A 14,324-nucleotide genomic window follows, 5' to 3' on the forward strand; every position below is an offset into this window, starting at 1 on the left:
GGAGAAGATCATGCTGAAGCTCTTGCTGCCCGCGTCCGCGCTCATCGCTGCGACGCCCGCCGCCGCGCAGGACTTCCAGTCCACCGAAGCGCTCGACACGCTGGTCGCCCAATTCACCGGCAAGGCGATTGGCGAGGAGGGTGGCGCACGCACGGCAGTCGATCGCCGGCTGCGGCTTGCTGCCTGCGCCGCACCGCAGCTCGAATGGCGCACCGATGCCCATGATGCCGTGGTGGTGCGCTGCATGGCGCCCAGCTGGCGCATCTTCGTCCCGGTCGACGCCGCACCCGCGGCGCAGGCGCAGGCGGCAGCCGCGCAGGGATCGACGCGTCCGGCGGATCAGGAACTGGTGATCCGCCGCGGCGATCCGATCACGGTCGAGGCAGGCGCGCAGGGCTTTTCGATCACGCGCGACGGGATCGCGATGAGCGATGCGGCCCCGGGCGCGCGCCTGCTGGTGCGGGTCGAGGAGCGCGAACCGCCGATCCAGGCGGTCGCCGTCCAACCGGGCCGCGCGACCCTTCCTGGATGGACCGATTGATTTTCTGCTAAAGCGCCGTTGCCGACGGCCGTTTCTTCCGGTGTCGGCAGCAAAGCGAGGAATGCGGACATGGTGGATCCTATCGGCAGCAAACCGGCTAGCGCGATCGAGCGCCGTCCGGCGCCGGTCGGCCCTGCCGAGCCCGTCGTCGCGGCGCGCGCGGTAGAGGGTGCGACGTCGCAGAGTGCCGAGGCGCCCGGTGCGACGCTGCTCTCTGCGGCGATGGCCGCCGAGCCACCGGTCGATGCCGATCGTGTCGCGCGCATCCGCAAGGCGATCGCGGACGGAACCTTCCCGCTCGTGCCGTCGACCATCGCCGACCGGCTGCTCGCGCTCAAGATGAGCTGGAAGCCCCATGACTAGGCAGGACGCGCTGGTCGCAGTGATCGAGGCCCTTCACGCGGAGATCGCCGCGCTCAAGGCAAACGACGTCGCTGCGCTAGAATCGGCGACTCAGACCAAGCTCGCCGCGATCGAAGCGGTCGCCGCGCACGAAGCGACTCCGCCCGACGCGCAAATCCGCGAGCTCGCCGCCGAGGCACATCGCCTGAACGAAATGGCGCGTATCTACGTCAACCTGATGGCGGCAAATGTCCGCCGGCGCCTGCAGGATCTTGCCGGTGTGGCGGCACCCGCCTACCGCCCTGGGCTGCGGCTCGCCTACGGCTGAGCCTTTGCGGCGCTTTCCGCTGAGCCGAACCGGCCACAGCTGCTAGACTGGCACGCTCCTTGCTGATCCGTTCCCGCACCCAGGGGAAATCGGATCAGGGTTCGATGAACGTCGCTTCGATCGGAAACACTGCGGACGTCCAGTCGGCGATCGCGCTGGCCAGCCGGCGTACCGGCGTCGACTTCAACTATCTGCTTGGCCAGGCGCAGGTCGAAAGCGGGATGCGGGCCGATGCGCGCGCCCGCACCTCCAGCGCGACCGGCCTCTATCAATTCATCGAGCAGAGCTGGCTCGCCGTCGTCAAAGAACATGGCGAGAAGCACGGCCTCGGCTGGGCGTCCGACAATATTCGCCAGAGTGCGAGCGGACGCTTCACCGTCGCGGACCCCGCGACGCGCAGCGCGATTCTCGATCTGCGCACCAATCCCCAGGTCGCCGCACTGATGGCCGCCGAACACGCGTCCGACAATCAGGCTGCCCTCGAATCGTCGCTCGGCCGCGCCACCAACGGGACCGATCTCTACATGGCGCATTTTCTTGGCCTGGGCGGTGCGCGCTCCTTCCTTGGAGCGCTGGAGACGAACCCTGGCCGGTCGGGAGCGTCGATGTTTCCCGCGGCGGCGCGCGCGAATCGCAACATCTTCTATGCGGCGAACGGCCAGCCGAAATCGCTCTCCGAAATTTATCGGGGCTTCGCCGCGAAGCTCGACCGCGGCGCCGCTGCCGTCGGTGCGACCGGACTCGCCTCGGCGTTGCCGAGTGGCGCGGCCGAGGTTCGTGCGCTCGCGAACGGCGGGGCCGTGATCCCCGGGACGCGCGCGGTCGCGGGCGACACGCCGTGGGTCGAAACGACGCTCGCCAATCTGAACACGCTGCGTCAGGTCGATCCGCTGCGCCCCACGCCCGACACTGCGCGGCTCGCCTATCTGATGCTCGCGAGCCTGGGGGGCTGACCGAATGACTGCCGTTTCGCTTTCGCCCGCTTCGTTCGGACCCGCGATGAAGAGTTTCGCGCTGCCACTCGCGATCCTGCTGCTCGTGGCGCTGATGGTGGTCCCGATCCCGGCGTTCCTGCTCGACGCCTTCTTCATCATGAACATCATGATCTCGCTCGCCGTGCTCATGGTGGCGCTCAATGCGCAGAAGCCGCTCGATTTCTCCGCCTTCCCCACCGTGCTGCTCTTCGTCACGCTGTTTCGGCTCGGATTGAACGTCGCCTCGACGCGCGTCGTGCTCGTCCATGGCCACGAAGGCGAGGCCGCCGCAGGGCATGTGATCGAGGCGTTCGGCACCTTCCTGATCGGCGGCGACTATGTGGTCGGACTGCTCGTCTTCTCGATCCTGATCATCATCAACATGATCGTGGTGACCAAGGGCGCCGGCCGCGTCTCCGAAGTCTCGGCGCGCTTCACGCTCGATGCGCTGCCGGGCAAGCAGATGGCGATCGACGCCGACCTCAACGCCGGCCTCATTACGCCGGACGAGGCACGCGCGCGCCGCATCGAAGTATCGACCGAAGCAGATTTCTACGGCGCGATGGATGGTTCGTCCAAGTTCGTGAAGGGCGATGCGATCGCTGGTCTGCTGATCCTCGCGATCAACATCCTCGGCGGCCTGATCCTCGGCACGATCACGCATCAGATGAGCGTGGGCGACGCCGCACAGACTTATGTGCTGCTGGCGATCGGCGACGCGCTGGTGGCGCAGATCCCGGCGCTGCTGCTTTCGATCGCCGCTGCCGCGATCGTCACGCGCGTCACTTCGAGCCACGATCTCGCCGGACAGATCGGTAGCCAGTTCGGCAGCCATCGCACCTGGACGCCGGTGGCGGTCATTCTGGGACTGCTGGGCATCCTCCCCGGAATGCCCGCGCTCGTCATCCTGCCTGCCGCTGCCGGCGCAGGTTTCGCCGCCTGGAAGCTCCGTGCGATTGCGAACCGACCGCCGCCGCCCGAGCCGGTGGCTACCGAACCGGCCGACCTCTCCAGGATCGGCTGGGACGAGGTGACCGACAGCTGCCACGTCATGCTCGACATCGGCTACGGCCTCGTGCCGCTGGTCGACGAGCGCCGCGGCGGCCCGCTCATGGGCCGCATCACCGGCGTGCGCCGCCAGCTCTCGAAGGAGCTGGGGTTCGTCGTGCCGCAGGTGCGGGTGCGCGACGACATCAATCTGCCGCCCTTCACCTATCGCATCCTGATCGGCGGCGTGGTGGTGGGCGAGGATTCGGTCTCGCCCGACGAGATGCTGGCGCTCGACACCGGGGAAGCCGCGGGCTCGATTCACGGCAAACCCTGCAAGGATCCGACGTTCGGGCTCGACGCGATCTGGGTCAATCCGGGCGACGCCGACGCCGCGACCGGCGCGGGGTATCTCGTGGTCGATCCGGGCACGGTCGTCGCCACGCACCTCAATCAGATGCTGCTCCAGAACGCGTCGGATCTGCTCGGCCCCGACGAGGTGCAGGCGCTGCTCGACGGGCTGAAGGACCGTGCGGCACAGCTCGTCGCGGCGCTGTCGCCGCAGCCGCTGCCTCTCACCACGCTGACGCAGGTGCTGCGCGGGCTGTTGGCCGAGAGCATTCCGCTCAAGGAATTCCGCCGCATTGCCGCCGCGATCGCGGTGGCCGCGCAGCGGACGCCCGACGCCGAGGAGATCATCGAGCTGATCCGGCCCGAGCTCGGCGCGCTCATCATTCAGAAGCTCTGCGGCGTGCGCGAGCCGCTGCGCGTGATGACGCTGGAAGGGCAGCTCGAGGCGCTGCTGGGGCAGGCGGTTCGCGCCGACGGATCGAATCGGCACACGATCGAGCCAGACCTTGGCCAGCGGATCGCCCAGGCGCTCAGCCATGCCGCGGCCCCGCTGATCGCCGAGGCCAAGCCCTTCGTCCTCGTCGTCCAGCCTTCGATCCGGCGCGCGATTCGCAAGCTCGTGAAGAGCGTGCTGCCCGACACGCCGGTGATGAGCTTCTTCGAAGTACCCGAGGAGAAGCCCGTCGAGGTCGTCGCGGTGATCGGTGCGCCGGAGGCGCTTCCCGCATGACCGCAGCTCCCCAAAGGAAGATCGATGCCATGACGGCAGCCGCCGCGCAGTCGCCGCTTACCTATTCGCGCACTCCTTCGTCCGAACGCGAGGCGGAGGCGCTGGTCCGCCGCCATCTGCACACGGTGCGCCGGGTCGCCTGGCACATCCACGGATCGATGAGCACGATCGTCGATGTCGAGGATTTGATCCAGATCGGGCTGGTCGCGCTGGTCGAGGCGGCGAGCGCGTTTGAGGATCGCGGGCAGGTGAGCTTCGAAAGCTATCTGATGACGCGGCTGCGCGGCGCGATGATCGACGAGCTTCGGCGACAGGCAACGCTGACTCGCGGCGCGATGCGGCGGCGGCGCGCGTACAACGGCGCGGTGGCCAGCCTTTCCGAGAGTCTCGGCCGCACACCCACCGATAGCGAAGTGGCGGAAAAGCTGGAAATCACGCCGGAGAAGCTGCGGCTGGAATATGCCACGGCCGAGGCGATCCGCTTCGATTCGATCGATGACGTCTATTCGGACGAGGCGCCCTGGTTCATGGCCGACGAGCCCGATGCCTTCGATCAGCTCGCCGAAGCCGATCAGCGCGAAGCACTGATCGAGGCGATCGCGGGCCTGCCCGAGCGCGAGGCGATGGTGATCCAGCTCTATTACGTCGAGGAACTCAACCTCGAGGAAATCGGCCAGGTGATCGGAGTCGGAGCCGCGCGCGTCTGCCAGATCAAGTCGGCGGCGCATGCGCGCCTGAAGAAGGCGTTGCGGGCGCGGCTCGGCTAGCGGTCGAGCAGCGCCAGCGTCCGATCGTCGCGCGCGCCCGAATAGAAGCCGTCGAGAACCGCGGCGAACCGCGCATCGCCGCTTACCGCCTCGAACAGAGTCATCGACGAGCGCAGTTTCATCGCATCGATGTCGCCGAGCATCGCCTCGGCCGTTCTGCGCCCGCGCCAGTCGAGCACCGCCTCGCTGCACTCGACAAGCCTGGGCCCGAGCTGGTCATGCGCCAGATAGGCGCACGCCTCGGCGCGGTCGACGATCGCATAGCGTTGCGCTTGCGCGCTACGGCCGAGCCCGGCGATCTGCGGAAAGACGAACCACATCCAGTGACCGCGCTTGTCGCCGGCGCGCAGCTCGGCGAGCGCAGCGGCATAGCTGTCGCGCTGCGCCGCGACGAAACGATCGAGTTCGTTCGCTACCATTGGTTCGGCTTCGCGCCGGCCGGCCGCTGCGTCAACTCCGCACGCGAAGAGCCCCGGCGGCATGGGCCGTCGGGGCTCCCGTGCGCCCCCTCTTGCGAGGGAGTTGACCGGTCGGGCGCGCCTGTCAGGGGGGTGACGCCCCCGACCGGCACAGCCTTAGCGGAGCAGCTGCAGAACCGATTGCTGGCTCTGGTTGGCCTGGGCGAGCATCGCAGTCGATGCCTGCGCCAGGATCTGCGCCTTTGCGAGCGCAGTCGTCTCGGCCGAGAAATCGGCGTCCTCGATCCGGCTGCGCGCCTCTTCGAGATTGGTCGAGATCGTGCTCAGATTGTTGACCGTCGACTGGAGGCGGTTCTGCACCGCACCCAGATCACCGCGGCTCGCCGAGATCTTGTCGAGCGCCGCGTCGATCACCGCCAGCGCATCCGAAGCCTCGGTCTGGCTGCTGATCGCGAGCGTGGTGTTCGTCGCAGTCAGCCCGGTGGCGGTGAGTCCCGCCTCGGTGCCGGAGATGGCGACCAGTTCGCCTTCCTCGGCCGAGAGTGCGACCGTTCCGGTGGCCGTCACGCCGGTGGAGTCGATCGCCGTCAGATCCATGGCTTCACCGTCGGCGCCAGTGGCCGCAGTGAACACGCCGTTGGCGCCCTTCAGCGCGACGTTCCCTCCGTCGGCGGCGGTCAGCACCAGCTTGCCGTCGACGTTCGACGCGACGATACCGGCATCGGACACGCCATCGGCGTCGTTGATGGTCGCCACCAGGTCGTCGACGTCGGTTTCGGTGCCGGCCAGAGCGACGTCGGTATCGCCCACCTTGATCGTGATCGCTTCGGCTTCCGGACCTTCGGCGGTCACGCCGGTCGACAGGCTGGTGAGCGCGACGGTTTCGCCCTCGAAGTCAGTCGCCGCAGTGAAGACCGCATCGCCGGCCGCGAATTCGATATCGCCGCCGTCGGCACGCGTCAGCACCAGCTTTCCGGTATCGACCGACGCGACATAGCCCGCGTCGGTGACGGCCGACGTGGCGTTGATGCGATCGGCCAGCGCCTGCACGCTGCCGGCGGTCTCGTCGGCAGCGGTAAGCGTGACCGTCTCGCCGCCGATCGTGAGGCTGAGCGCCTCGGCGATCTCGCCGGTATCGACCGTCAGCGTGACGCTGTTCGGCGCCTGGGTGGTGAACTTGCTCGCGTCGACGGTCAGCGAGACGGCGTTGGTCGCGGTCGCGGTGACGCCGGTTTCCTCAGACTTCGCGTTGATCGCGGCCGCCTTTGCCGCTGCCGATCCATCGGTGGAAGCGCCGATCGCGACACCGTTGATCGTCACGCTGCCCGCCGCCAGCGCAGTCGCGCCGACGTTACCGCCGCTGGCGCTTCCTTCGAGCGCCAGCAGACCCAGCTTGCCGGTCGACGCGGCCACCATCGACACGCTGATCGTCTCGCCGGCGTTGATGCCGGTCTGCAGCGTCAGGGCCTTGAGCGAACCGTCGAGCAGCTTCACGCCGTTGAAGTTGGCGGTTTTCGAGACATTGTCGATCTCGGCGACCAGCTGGTCCATTTCCGACTGCAGCGTTGAGCGCTCGATCGTTCCGAGCGTGCCGTTCGCCGACTGAGTGGCCAGTTCCTTCATGCGCTGAAGCATGTTGGTGACTTCGCCGAGCGATCCTTCGGCGGTCTGGGCGAGCGAAATGCCGTCGTTCGCATTGCGGATGGCGACCGCCATGCTGCGAACCTGGCTCGTCATGCGGCTCGCGATGGCAAGGCCAGCCGCATCGTCCTTCGCGCTGTTGATCCGCTTGCCGGTCGACAGACGCTCCATGGCGGTCTGCAGCGACGCCGTTGCGCCCATCGACGCATTCGACGCGCGCAGCGACGCGATGTTCGTACCGATAACAGTCATGTCCAAGTCTCCTCAGTGCTGGCGCTTCCCGCGTCCCCCCTGAACGGGAGCCCGAGCCGCCAGCCCTGAGAACGACCGCCGATCCGCGGCATTAAGCAGAAACTCGCTCTCGCGCGCGTGCGCGCGTAGAGGCAATGCGCGCGGCGCGGTGAAAATCGTTGCGGAATCGAACAGACTTAACGGCTCGTTTACCACCTTTCCCCCAGAAGCAGCGCGACAGGGGGGATTTCATGGGCACGATCTATCCGTCCGCCGCAGTGCTGCGACAGAAATATGCGCTGGTTTCGGCGCTGCGCGCTCAGGGTTTCGAAATCGGCTCGTGCGAGAGCGGCAAGCCTGCGTCCGGCGACTTGTTCCTGGTCGCACAGGGCGAGACACCGCCGGTGGCCGCACGTACGCTGGTGATCGGGAACGACGGCTGCGCCGCAGTCCCCTTCCGCGACGGCAGTGCCGCCCGCGTCTGCTATTCGCCCGAAGAGGCGGCGACCGGCATCGGCTTCGCCAGCGCCTTCCTGCGCGGCCCCTCGGCGCCCGTGGCAGCCGATCCGGAGAGCCTTGCGCTGCTGGCGCTCGCCGAGCGCGTCGCGAGCGCCGACATCACGGTATTGATCAACGGCCCGACCGGAACCGGCAAGGAAGTGCTCGCACGCGCCATTCACGAGGGCTCGTCGCGGCGCGACGGACCGTTCGTGGCGATCAACTGTGCAGCGCTGCCGGAATCGATGCTCGAAGCCATGTTGTTCGGTCATCAGAAAGGCGCCTTCACCGGCGCCTCGTCGGGCGGCCAGGGCTTCTTCCGCGCGGCGCACGGTGGCACGCTGCTGCTCGACGAGATCGCGGAAATGCCGCTCCAGCTCCAGGCGAAGCTGCTGCGCGCGCTTCAGGAGCGCGAAGTGGTGCCGATCGGCGGTACGCTTCCCGAGAAGATCGACGTGCGGGTGATCGCATGCGCCAACCGCGATCTGCAGGGCGAAGTCGAAGCCGGCCGCTTCCGCGCCGACCTTTATTATCGGCTCAGCGTCTTTCCCTTGACCACCAGGGCACTTGCCGAACGCCCCGGCGACATTCCGGCGCTCGCGGCGGCGATGATCGTCCGTCACGGGGGCGGACGGGCTGCATTGCCCTGGCTTGCGCCCGGTGCGCTCGCCGAACTGACTGCGCACGACTGGCCGGGCAATGTTCGCGAGCTGGAGAATGTGATCCAGCGCGCGCTGCTGCTGGCACCCGCCGATGCGATCGGCGCCGAGCACATCCTCTTCGACCGGCGGCCCGAGAACCGAGTGGAAGCCGGCGCGAAGCTGAGCAACATCGTCCAGATGTCCGAATTTCACGCGATCCGTGAGACGCTGGCGGCCTGCAACGGCAGCCGGATCGAAACCGCGCGGCGGCTCGGCATTTCCGAGCGTACCTTGCGCTATCGGCTAGCCAAGGCGCGCGAGCAGGGTGACGATATCGCCCGGGCGATGTCGGCATGAGCGGCGTCGGCGGACCCGGCGCCGCGATGGGCGTCGATCGGGTGATGGAGCTGCGCGCCCAGATCCTCGAGCGCAATGCCGCGCTCAACCGGGCGCAGCAGACTGCCGGCACGCCCGCACCCGTGGAGCCGCAGCGCACCAGCTTCACCGACACCTTCACCAGCGCGGTCCGCGAGGTGAACCAGAGCCAGCAGGAAGCGGGAGCGCTCTCCGCGGCCTATGAGCGCGGCGAGACGGTGGATATCGCCAAGGTGATGCTCGCGCGCCAGCAGGCCTCGGTTGGCTTCGAAGCGACGCTGCAGGTCCGCAACAAGCTTCTCTCCGCCTATCGCGACATCATGAGCATGCCGGTCTGATCCGATGAGCCCCAATCTCGCACCCGCATCCGAAGCACCCGCAGCGGCCCGGCCGCTTCCGGGCTTCGCCAATCCGCTGCGTCAGCTCGGCGGCATCATCGGCCAGCCTGCGGTCAAGCGCAGCCTGCCGATGATCCTGCTGGTCGGCCTCGTGCTGGCGGCCGCGCTCGCCTGGGCGATGGTTTCCACGCCGCCGCAGCGCATCCTGTTCACCGACCTGCCCGACGCCGACAAGGCGGCGGTCGCCGAGGCGCTTCAGCAGGCAGGAATCGACACCGGATTCGACGGTGGTGGCGCCATCACCGTGGCCGAGGACGCGTATCACAAGGCGCGCATGCTGCTTGCCAGCCAGGATCTGCCGCGCGCCGCGCCGGGTGGCTATGCCATCCTCGATCAGCTGCCGATGGGCGTCAGCCGCGCGGTGGAGGGCGAACGGCTGCGGCAGGCGCGCGAAACCGAACTCGCCCGTTCGATTGCCGAGCTCGATTCGGTCGCCGACGCGCGCGTGCATCTGGCGATGCCCGAAAGCTCGGTGTTCGTGCGGGATCGCGCCGAACCCTCGGCGTCGGTGATCGTCCGCCTCCAGCCGGGCCGCACGCTCAGCGAAGCACAGGTGCGCTCGGTGGTGAATCTCGTCGCGTCCTCGGTGCCGGGGATGCAGGCCGAAGCCGTCACGATCGTCGATCAGCTCGGTGCGCTGCTCAGTCGCCCGGACGGCGATATCGGCACGTCGGCAGGCGACACTCGGATCGATTTTGAACGCCGGGTCGAGGACGAGTATCGGACCAAGCTGTTCCAGCTGCTGACTCCGCTGGTCGGCGCCGGGAACTTCACCGCCGAGGTTCAGGCCGACGTCAACCTCGACGAAAGCCAGGCGACCCGGGAAAGCTACGACCGCGAAGGCGTCGTCCGTGCCGAGCAGGGCAATTGGACCGGAGCGCCGCGCGAACAGGCGCCGGGCGGCATCCCCGGCGCACTGTCGAACACGGCACCGATCCTCGGGTCGGTCGAGTCACCCGATGCCGCGACCGCCGCCGCTCCCGCTGCCGCCGATGTCGCCCCGTCGACAGCGCCGATGCGGCAGAGCGACAGCTTCGCCCGCACCTATGACCTGGGCAAGGAAGTATCCGTGACGCGCACCGTGCCGGGAGCGGTGCAGCGCATCTCGGTCGCGGTGCTGCTGCGCAATCCGGAAGGCCAGCCGCGCACCGAAGCCGAGATCCGCCAGATCACCGAGCTCGTCCGCGCGGCCGTAGGCTATAACGAAGCCCGGCAGGATCAGGTGACGGTCGTCAGCCGCGCCTTCACCGACAATGCGGACGTGCGCGAGGGCCCCGCCTGGTACGAGGCCGGATGGGTCGCGATGGTCGCGCGGCATGTCACTGCAGTGGTCATCGCGCTGCTGGTGCTGCTGCTCGGCGTGAGGCCGCTCGCCAAGGCATTGCTGAAGAAGCGGGAGGAGGGCGCGATGCACCGCCCGGCGCTTGCTGCCGCACAACCGTCCGCCGCCGAACCGCAGCCGGGGGTCAGCGTCGACATGCTCGATCGCGGCCGCAGCTATGACGATCGCGTCGGGCTGGTGCGCGGCTTCACGCGCGACAATCCCGCGCGCGCGGCGCTTGCCGTGCGCGACATGATCCGGACGAATGCGCCATGATGCACGGCGTTCGCCATTTCACCGGAGTGGAGCGCGCCGCCGTGCTGATGATGCTCGTCGGCGAAGAGGAAGCCGCGGCGATCCTCCAGAAGCTCGACCCCGAAGAGGTTCGGCAACTGGGCAAGGCGATGTTCGCCGTTGCCGATGTGAGCGAGGCCGAGGTCGAGCAGGTGCTCGACGATTTCGTGTTCAAGGCGCGCGACCGCAGTACCGTTCAGTTCGATCCGGCGCCGAAGATCGAAGGGATGATGACGAAGGCGCTCGGCGCCGAGCGGGCGGAAAGCGTTCTCGCCCGGATCATGCCGGCCCAAGTGGCCTGCGGGCTCGAACAGCTGGACTGGTTCGATCCCGAAGAGATCGCTTCGATGATCGGGGCCGAGCATCCGCAGATCGCGGCGGTGCTGCTGGCCAACCTCGATCCCGATGTTGCCGCCAAGGTGTTCGAGAAGCTGCCCGAGGCGCAGCAGCCGGAGATACTGCATCGGGTCGCCAAGCTCGGCCCGGTACCGCCGGAAGCGATCGAAACGTTGCGGACGATGCTCGAGAACCGGGCAGCTGCGCCGCGCAAGCAAGCCGGGCTCCAGCTCGGCGGCACGCGCGAGGCGGCGAAGATCCTGCAGGGCGCGCGCAAGGCGACCGAGGCCAAGGTGATGCCCAAGCTGTTCAAGCTCGACAAGGCGGTCGCCAGAGAGATCGAGGAGGCGATGTTCGTCTTCGATAATCTGCTCGAGCTCGACGACAAGAATCTCAGCACGCTCATCCGCAGCATCGACGGCGAGATCCTCGTCAAGGCGCTGAAGGGCGTCGAAGAGGAAGTCCGCAACCGCTTCCTCGGCTGCATGTCGAGCCGCGCCGCCGATGGCATCCGCGACGAGATGGAAGCGCGCGGCCCGATGAAGCTCGCCGAAGTGCTCGACGCGCAAAAGGTGGTGATCGGTGTCGCGCGCGGGCTGGTGAAGGAAGGGGCCATCCACATGCCGGGGGGAGGCGACGAGGAATATGTCTAGCTTCGCACCGGGGCTCGCCATGCGCCACGCCGCTGCCGGCGATTTGCTCAAGAAGGCGTTCGAAGGCGCCGCGGGATTCACCGCCGTCGATCCGGCGGCGAGCGCTGCGCGTCACTTCGCGCCGCAAGCCGAGGGGCCACGGCATTTCAAGCCCGCCGACCCGAGCCGCAATCCGACCGAGGGCTGGGACCCGTTCGATGCCGAGTTGCCTCCGGTGCAGCCGCAGCCGAGCCGCGGCTTCAGCGATCCCGTCGCTGCGGCGCATGCCGCGGGCGTCGCGGAGGGCCGTGCCGCCGCACTGGCGGAAATCGAAGCCGCCCGGGCGCGCGAAGGCGCACTGCTCGACCAGGTCTCGACGGCGCTGGCACGCGGCGCCCATTTCGACCGCGAGCGGATGGCCGGGCAGCTGCGGCAGACCGTGCTGCATCTCGTCCACCGCCTGATCGGCGAAACGGGCATCGCGTCCGACCTTCTCGACCGGCGAGTCGCCGCCGCGGTAGATCTGCTCGCGGACGGTGCCGAGTCGGCGCTGTTGCGGCTCCACCCGGAGGACGTGCCGCTGCTCGAAGGAAAGCTCCCCGCGCGCATCTTCGCGGTCGGGGATGCGCATGTCGCGCGCGGTGGCTTCGTGATCGAGAGCGCTTCGACGATCATCGAGGACGGCCCCGATCTCTGGCTCGAGCAGCTCGCCGAAGCGATCGACAAGGTGCCGATTCCGCCGCCATGCTGAACGCCTTTTCCAACGCGTATCTCGAAGGCCTGAGCGTCCGCGACTTCATCGCGAAGCCAAAGGTCTCCGGACGGCTTTCCTCCTACGACGGGCTGTTGATGGAAGCGGTCGGGCTGTCGCTGCCGGTCGGCACCGTCTGCGCGGTGGGCACGGCCGGTGCCGAGCGCGTGGAAGCCGAAGTCATCGGCTTTCGCGGCGGCAAGACGCTGCTGATGAACCTGGGCGGTCCGGCGCCGCTGCTTCCCAACGCGCCGGTCCGGCCAATCGGACCGCCGGGCGAAGCGGAGGTGGGCGCGGCACTGCTCGGGCGCGTCGTCGACGGCGCGGGCAAGCCGATCGACGGCCAGGGCCCGATCCGCGGCGCCGGCCGCTGGCCGCTCGCGGGCAAGCTCCAGTCGCCGCTCGACCGCGGCCGCGTGCTCGAGCCGCTCGACGTGGGCGTGCGCGCGATCAACGGCCTGCTCACGGTGGGGCAGGGCCAGCGGGTGGGCATCATGGCGGGTTCGGGCGTCGGCAAATCGGTGCTGCTCGGCATGATCGTCCGTGCCGCGCAAGCCGATGTGGTGGTCGTCGGGCTGATCGGCGAGCGCAGCCGCGAAGTAGCCGACTTCCTCGAGACCAAGATCCATGGCGAGGCGCGTGCCCGCTCGGTGGTGGTCGCCGTTCCCGCCAATCATTCGCCTGTGCTGCGAATCCGCGGTGCACTGCGGGCAACCGCCATCGCCGAAGCGTTTCGCGCCGAGGGCAAGAAGGTGCTGCTGATCCTGGATTCGCTCACGCGCGTCGCGCATGCGGGCCGGGAGATCGGCCTCGCGCTGGGCGAGCCCGCATCGGCGCGCGGCTATCCGCCCTCGGCGATCGCAATGCTGCCGAGCCTGATCGAACGGGCCGGCACCTGCGTTTCCTCGGGTGGCTCGATCACGGCGATCTACACGGTGCTCGCCGACGGCGACGACGGCAATGATCCGGTGGTCGACAGCGCGCGATCGATCCTGGACGGGCATATCGTGCTGAACCGCCAGCTCGCCGAGCGCGGCGTCTATCCGGCGATCGACCTGGGACCTTCGGTGAGCCGAGTGATGACCGACATCGTCGGCAAGGAGCATCTCCATGCCGCGCGCGTGCTGCGGCGCCATCTCGCCACCTATGAGGAAAACCGAGACCTCGTGCTGATGGGCGCCTATCGCAGCGGCGCCGATCCCGCGATCGATGCCGCCATCGCCTGCCATCCGGCGGTGCTGGAATATATCCGCCAGGACGCCGACGACGTCGTGCCGCTCGAAGCGGCGGTCGCCGAACTGACCGGCGTCTTCGGCGATGGCTGAGCGCAGCGCGAAGAAGCTTGCGCGAATCCACCGGGTGCGCTCGCTCCAGCTCGGTCAGGTCCAGGCGCAGGAGGCGCACGCGCAGGCGCGGCTGGCGCAGGAGGCGGCGCTGCGGCGGCGGATCGATGCGCTTGCCGCCAATGTCCAGCCGAGCTCGGCGCCGGCGCTTGCCACCAGCCTTGCCGCGTCCGCCCATTTCCGCGAACGGCTTCGCCACACCGCCGAGGCGGCCGATCGACGCGTGGAAGTGGCCCAGCAGGGGCTCGAAGACGCTCGCGCGGCAACCCGCGAGGCCAAGCGCGATCAGACAGCGGTCGAAAAGCTGATCGCGCGTCACGAAGCCGATGCCGCGCTGGCGGCGCTGCGCGCGCTCGAAGCGCTTCCGCCCGTCCGAGGGAATCGGCACGATCCTTGCTGACCCGTTCGAGTGACACGTCACTCG

15 protein-coding genes are annotated in these 14,324 nt (G+C 68.4%); 13 read left to right on the forward strand and 2 right to left on the reverse strand.

The features are described 5' to 3' along the window. The first annotated feature begins 10 nt into the window (after positions 1-10). The 6 genes from H7V21_RS10095 (at position 11) to H7V21_RS10120 (ending at position 5,020) form a co-directional block, all read left to right on the forward strand. Positions 11-541, forward strand: coding sequence for a flagella basal body P-ring formation protein FlgA (locus H7V21_RS10095; RefSeq protein WP_188053534.1), 531 nt, complete (start codon positions 11-13; stop codon positions 539-541). Between the two features lie 69 nt (positions 542-610). Further along, complete coding sequence (flgM, locus tag H7V21_RS10100; RefSeq protein WP_188053536.1) at positions 611-904, forward strand: flagellar biosynthesis anti-sigma factor FlgM; 294 nt, start codon at positions 611-613, stop codon at positions 902-904. Next, positions 897-1,211 (forward strand): flagellar protein FlgN, encoded by a 315-nt coding sequence (locus H7V21_RS10105; protein WP_188053538.1) that lies wholly within the window; start codon positions 897-899, stop codon positions 1,209-1,211. Before flgM ends, H7V21_RS10105 begins: the two co-directional genes overlap by 8 nt. Before the next feature lie 104 nt (positions 1,212-1,315). After that, positions 1,316-2,164 carry a lytic transglycosylase domain-containing protein gene (locus tag H7V21_RS10110; protein ID WP_188056482.1) on the forward strand — a complete coding sequence of 283 codons (849 nt, stop codon included), beginning with the start codon at positions 1,316-1,318 and terminating at the stop codon, positions 2,162-2,164. Between the two features lie 4 nt (positions 2,165-2,168). Further along, positions 2,169-4,253, forward strand: coding sequence for a flagellar biosynthesis protein FlhA (gene flhA, locus H7V21_RS10115; RefSeq protein ID WP_188053540.1), 2,085 nt, complete (start codon positions 2,169-2,171; stop codon positions 4,251-4,253). Between the two features lie 29 nt (positions 4,254-4,282). Next, positions 4,283-5,020 carry a sigma-70 family RNA polymerase sigma factor gene (locus tag H7V21_RS10120; RefSeq protein ID WP_188053541.1) on the forward strand — a complete coding sequence of 246 codons (738 nt, stop codon included), beginning with the start codon at positions 4,283-4,285 and terminating at the stop codon, positions 5,018-5,020. Here H7V21_RS10120 and H7V21_RS10125 read toward each other — a convergent pair. Both H7V21_RS10125 and H7V21_RS16010 read right to left on the reverse strand, forming a co-directional pair. Further along, positions 5,017-5,439 carry a DUF1810 domain-containing protein gene (locus H7V21_RS10125; RefSeq protein ID WP_188053543.1) on the reverse strand — a complete coding sequence of 141 codons (423 nt, stop codon included), beginning with the start codon at positions 5,437-5,439 and terminating at the stop codon, positions 5,017-5,019. The two genes, H7V21_RS10120 and H7V21_RS10125, sit on opposite strands and share 4 nt — an antisense overlap. Before the next feature lie 156 nt (positions 5,440-5,595). Further along, entirely contained in the window at positions 5,596-7,332 is a 1,737-nt protein-coding gene (locus H7V21_RS16010; protein ID WP_188053545.1) for a flagellin, read from the reverse strand. 230 nt (positions 7,333-7,562) lie between these two features. Between H7V21_RS16010 and H7V21_RS10135 the strand changes: the two genes are divergently transcribed. The 7 genes from H7V21_RS10135 to H7V21_RS10165 are packed head-to-tail and all read left to right on the forward strand — an operon-like array spanning position 7,563 to position 14,300. Further along, entirely contained in the window at positions 7,563-8,807 is a 1,245-nt protein-coding gene (locus tag H7V21_RS10135; RefSeq protein ID WP_188053547.1) for a sigma-54 interaction domain-containing protein, read from the forward strand. Beyond that, on the forward strand, positions 8,804-9,163 hold the full coding sequence (gene fliE, locus H7V21_RS10140; RefSeq protein ID WP_188053549.1) for a flagellar hook-basal body complex protein FliE: 360 nt from the start codon (positions 8,804-8,806) through the stop codon (positions 9,161-9,163). The genes H7V21_RS10135 and fliE overlap by 4 nt, the downstream gene beginning before the upstream one ends. 4 nt (positions 9,164-9,167) lie before the next feature. Further along, positions 9,168-10,820 (forward strand): flagellar basal-body MS-ring/collar protein FliF, encoded by a 1,653-nt coding sequence (gene fliF / locus H7V21_RS10145; protein WP_188053551.1) that lies wholly within the window; start codon positions 9,168-9,170, stop codon positions 10,818-10,820. Further along, positions 10,817-11,827 (forward strand): flagellar motor switch protein FliG, encoded by a 1,011-nt coding sequence (fliG, locus tag H7V21_RS10150; RefSeq protein WP_188053553.1) that lies wholly within the window; start codon positions 10,817-10,819, stop codon positions 11,825-11,827. The genes fliF and fliG overlap by 4 nt, the downstream gene beginning before the upstream one ends. After that, positions 11,820-12,557 carry a FliH/SctL family protein gene (locus tag H7V21_RS10155; protein ID WP_188053555.1) on the forward strand — a complete coding sequence of 246 codons (738 nt, stop codon included), beginning with the start codon at positions 11,820-11,822 and terminating at the stop codon, positions 12,555-12,557. The genes fliG and H7V21_RS10155 overlap by 8 nt, the downstream gene beginning before the upstream one ends. After that, positions 12,551-13,882, forward strand: a complete 1,332-nt coding sequence (locus H7V21_RS10160; RefSeq protein ID WP_188053557.1) for a FliI/YscN family ATPase — start codon at positions 12,551-12,553, stop codon at positions 13,880-13,882. Before H7V21_RS10155 ends, H7V21_RS10160 begins: the two co-directional genes overlap by 7 nt. After that, positions 13,875-14,300 carry a hypothetical protein gene (locus H7V21_RS10165; RefSeq protein WP_188053559.1) on the forward strand — a complete coding sequence of 142 codons (426 nt, stop codon included), beginning with the start codon at positions 13,875-13,877 and terminating at the stop codon, positions 14,298-14,300. Before H7V21_RS10160 ends, H7V21_RS10165 begins: the two co-directional genes overlap by 8 nt. Positions 14,301-14,324 lie beyond the last annotated feature (24 nt).

Origin of the sequence: Sphingosinithalassobacter sp. CS137, assembly GCF_014334115.1 — a bacterium.
In the GTDB taxonomy this organism is placed as follows: domain Bacteria; phylum Pseudomonadota; class Alphaproteobacteria; order Sphingomonadales; family Sphingomonadaceae; genus Sphingomonas.

Excerpts from the sequence above, each read along its gene's own strand:
- H7V21_RS10160 (WP_188053557.1), top strand. The coding sequence starts at position 12,551 with ATGCTGAACGCCTTTTCCAACGCGTATCTCGAAGGCCTGAGCGTCCGC.
- H7V21_RS10155 (WP_188053555.1), top strand. The coding sequence starts at position 11,820 with ATGTCTAGCTTCGCACCGGGGCTCGCCATGCGCCACGCCGCTGCCGGC.
- H7V21_RS10165 (WP_188053559.1), top strand. The coding sequence starts at position 13,875 with ATGGCTGAGCGCAGCGCGAAGAAGCTTGCGCGAATCCACCGGGTGCGC.
- H7V21_RS16010 (WP_188053545.1), bottom strand. The coding sequence starts at position 7,332 with ATGACTGTTATCGGTACGAACATCGCGTCGCTGCGCGCGTCGAATGCG.
- flgM (WP_188053536.1), top strand. The coding sequence starts at position 611 with ATGGTGGATCCTATCGGCAGCAAACCGGCTAGCGCGATCGAGCGCCGT.
- flhA (WP_188053540.1), top strand. The coding sequence starts at position 2,169 with ATGACTGCCGTTTCGCTTTCGCCCGCTTCGTTCGGACCCGCGATGAAG.
- fliG (WP_188053553.1), top strand. The coding sequence starts at position 10,817 with ATGATGCACGGCGTTCGCCATTTCACCGGAGTGGAGCGCGCCGCCGTG.
- fliF (WP_188053551.1), top strand. The coding sequence starts at position 9,168 with ATGAGCCCCAATCTCGCACCCGCATCCGAAGCACCCGCAGCGGCCCGG.
- fliE (WP_188053549.1), top strand. The coding sequence starts at position 8,804 with ATGAGCGGCGTCGGCGGACCCGGCGCCGCGATGGGCGTCGATCGGGTG.
- H7V21_RS10110 (WP_188056482.1), top strand. The coding sequence starts at position 1,316 with ATGAACGTCGCTTCGATCGGAAACACTGCGGACGTCCAGTCGGCGATC.
- H7V21_RS10120 (WP_188053541.1), top strand. The coding sequence starts at position 4,283 with ATGACGGCAGCCGCCGCGCAGTCGCCGCTTACCTATTCGCGCACTCCT.
- H7V21_RS10135 (WP_188053547.1), top strand. The coding sequence starts at position 7,563 with ATGGGCACGATCTATCCGTCCGCCGCAGTGCTGCGACAGAAATATGCG.
- H7V21_RS10125 (WP_188053543.1), bottom strand. The coding sequence starts at position 5,439 with ATGGTAGCGAACGAACTCGATCGTTTCGTCGCGGCGCAGCGCGACAGC.
- H7V21_RS10095 (WP_188053534.1), top strand. The coding sequence starts at position 11 with ATGCTGAAGCTCTTGCTGCCCGCGTCCGCGCTCATCGCTGCGACGCCC.
- H7V21_RS10105 (WP_188053538.1), top strand. The coding sequence starts at position 897 with ATGACTAGGCAGGACGCGCTGGTCGCAGTGATCGAGGCCCTTCACGCG.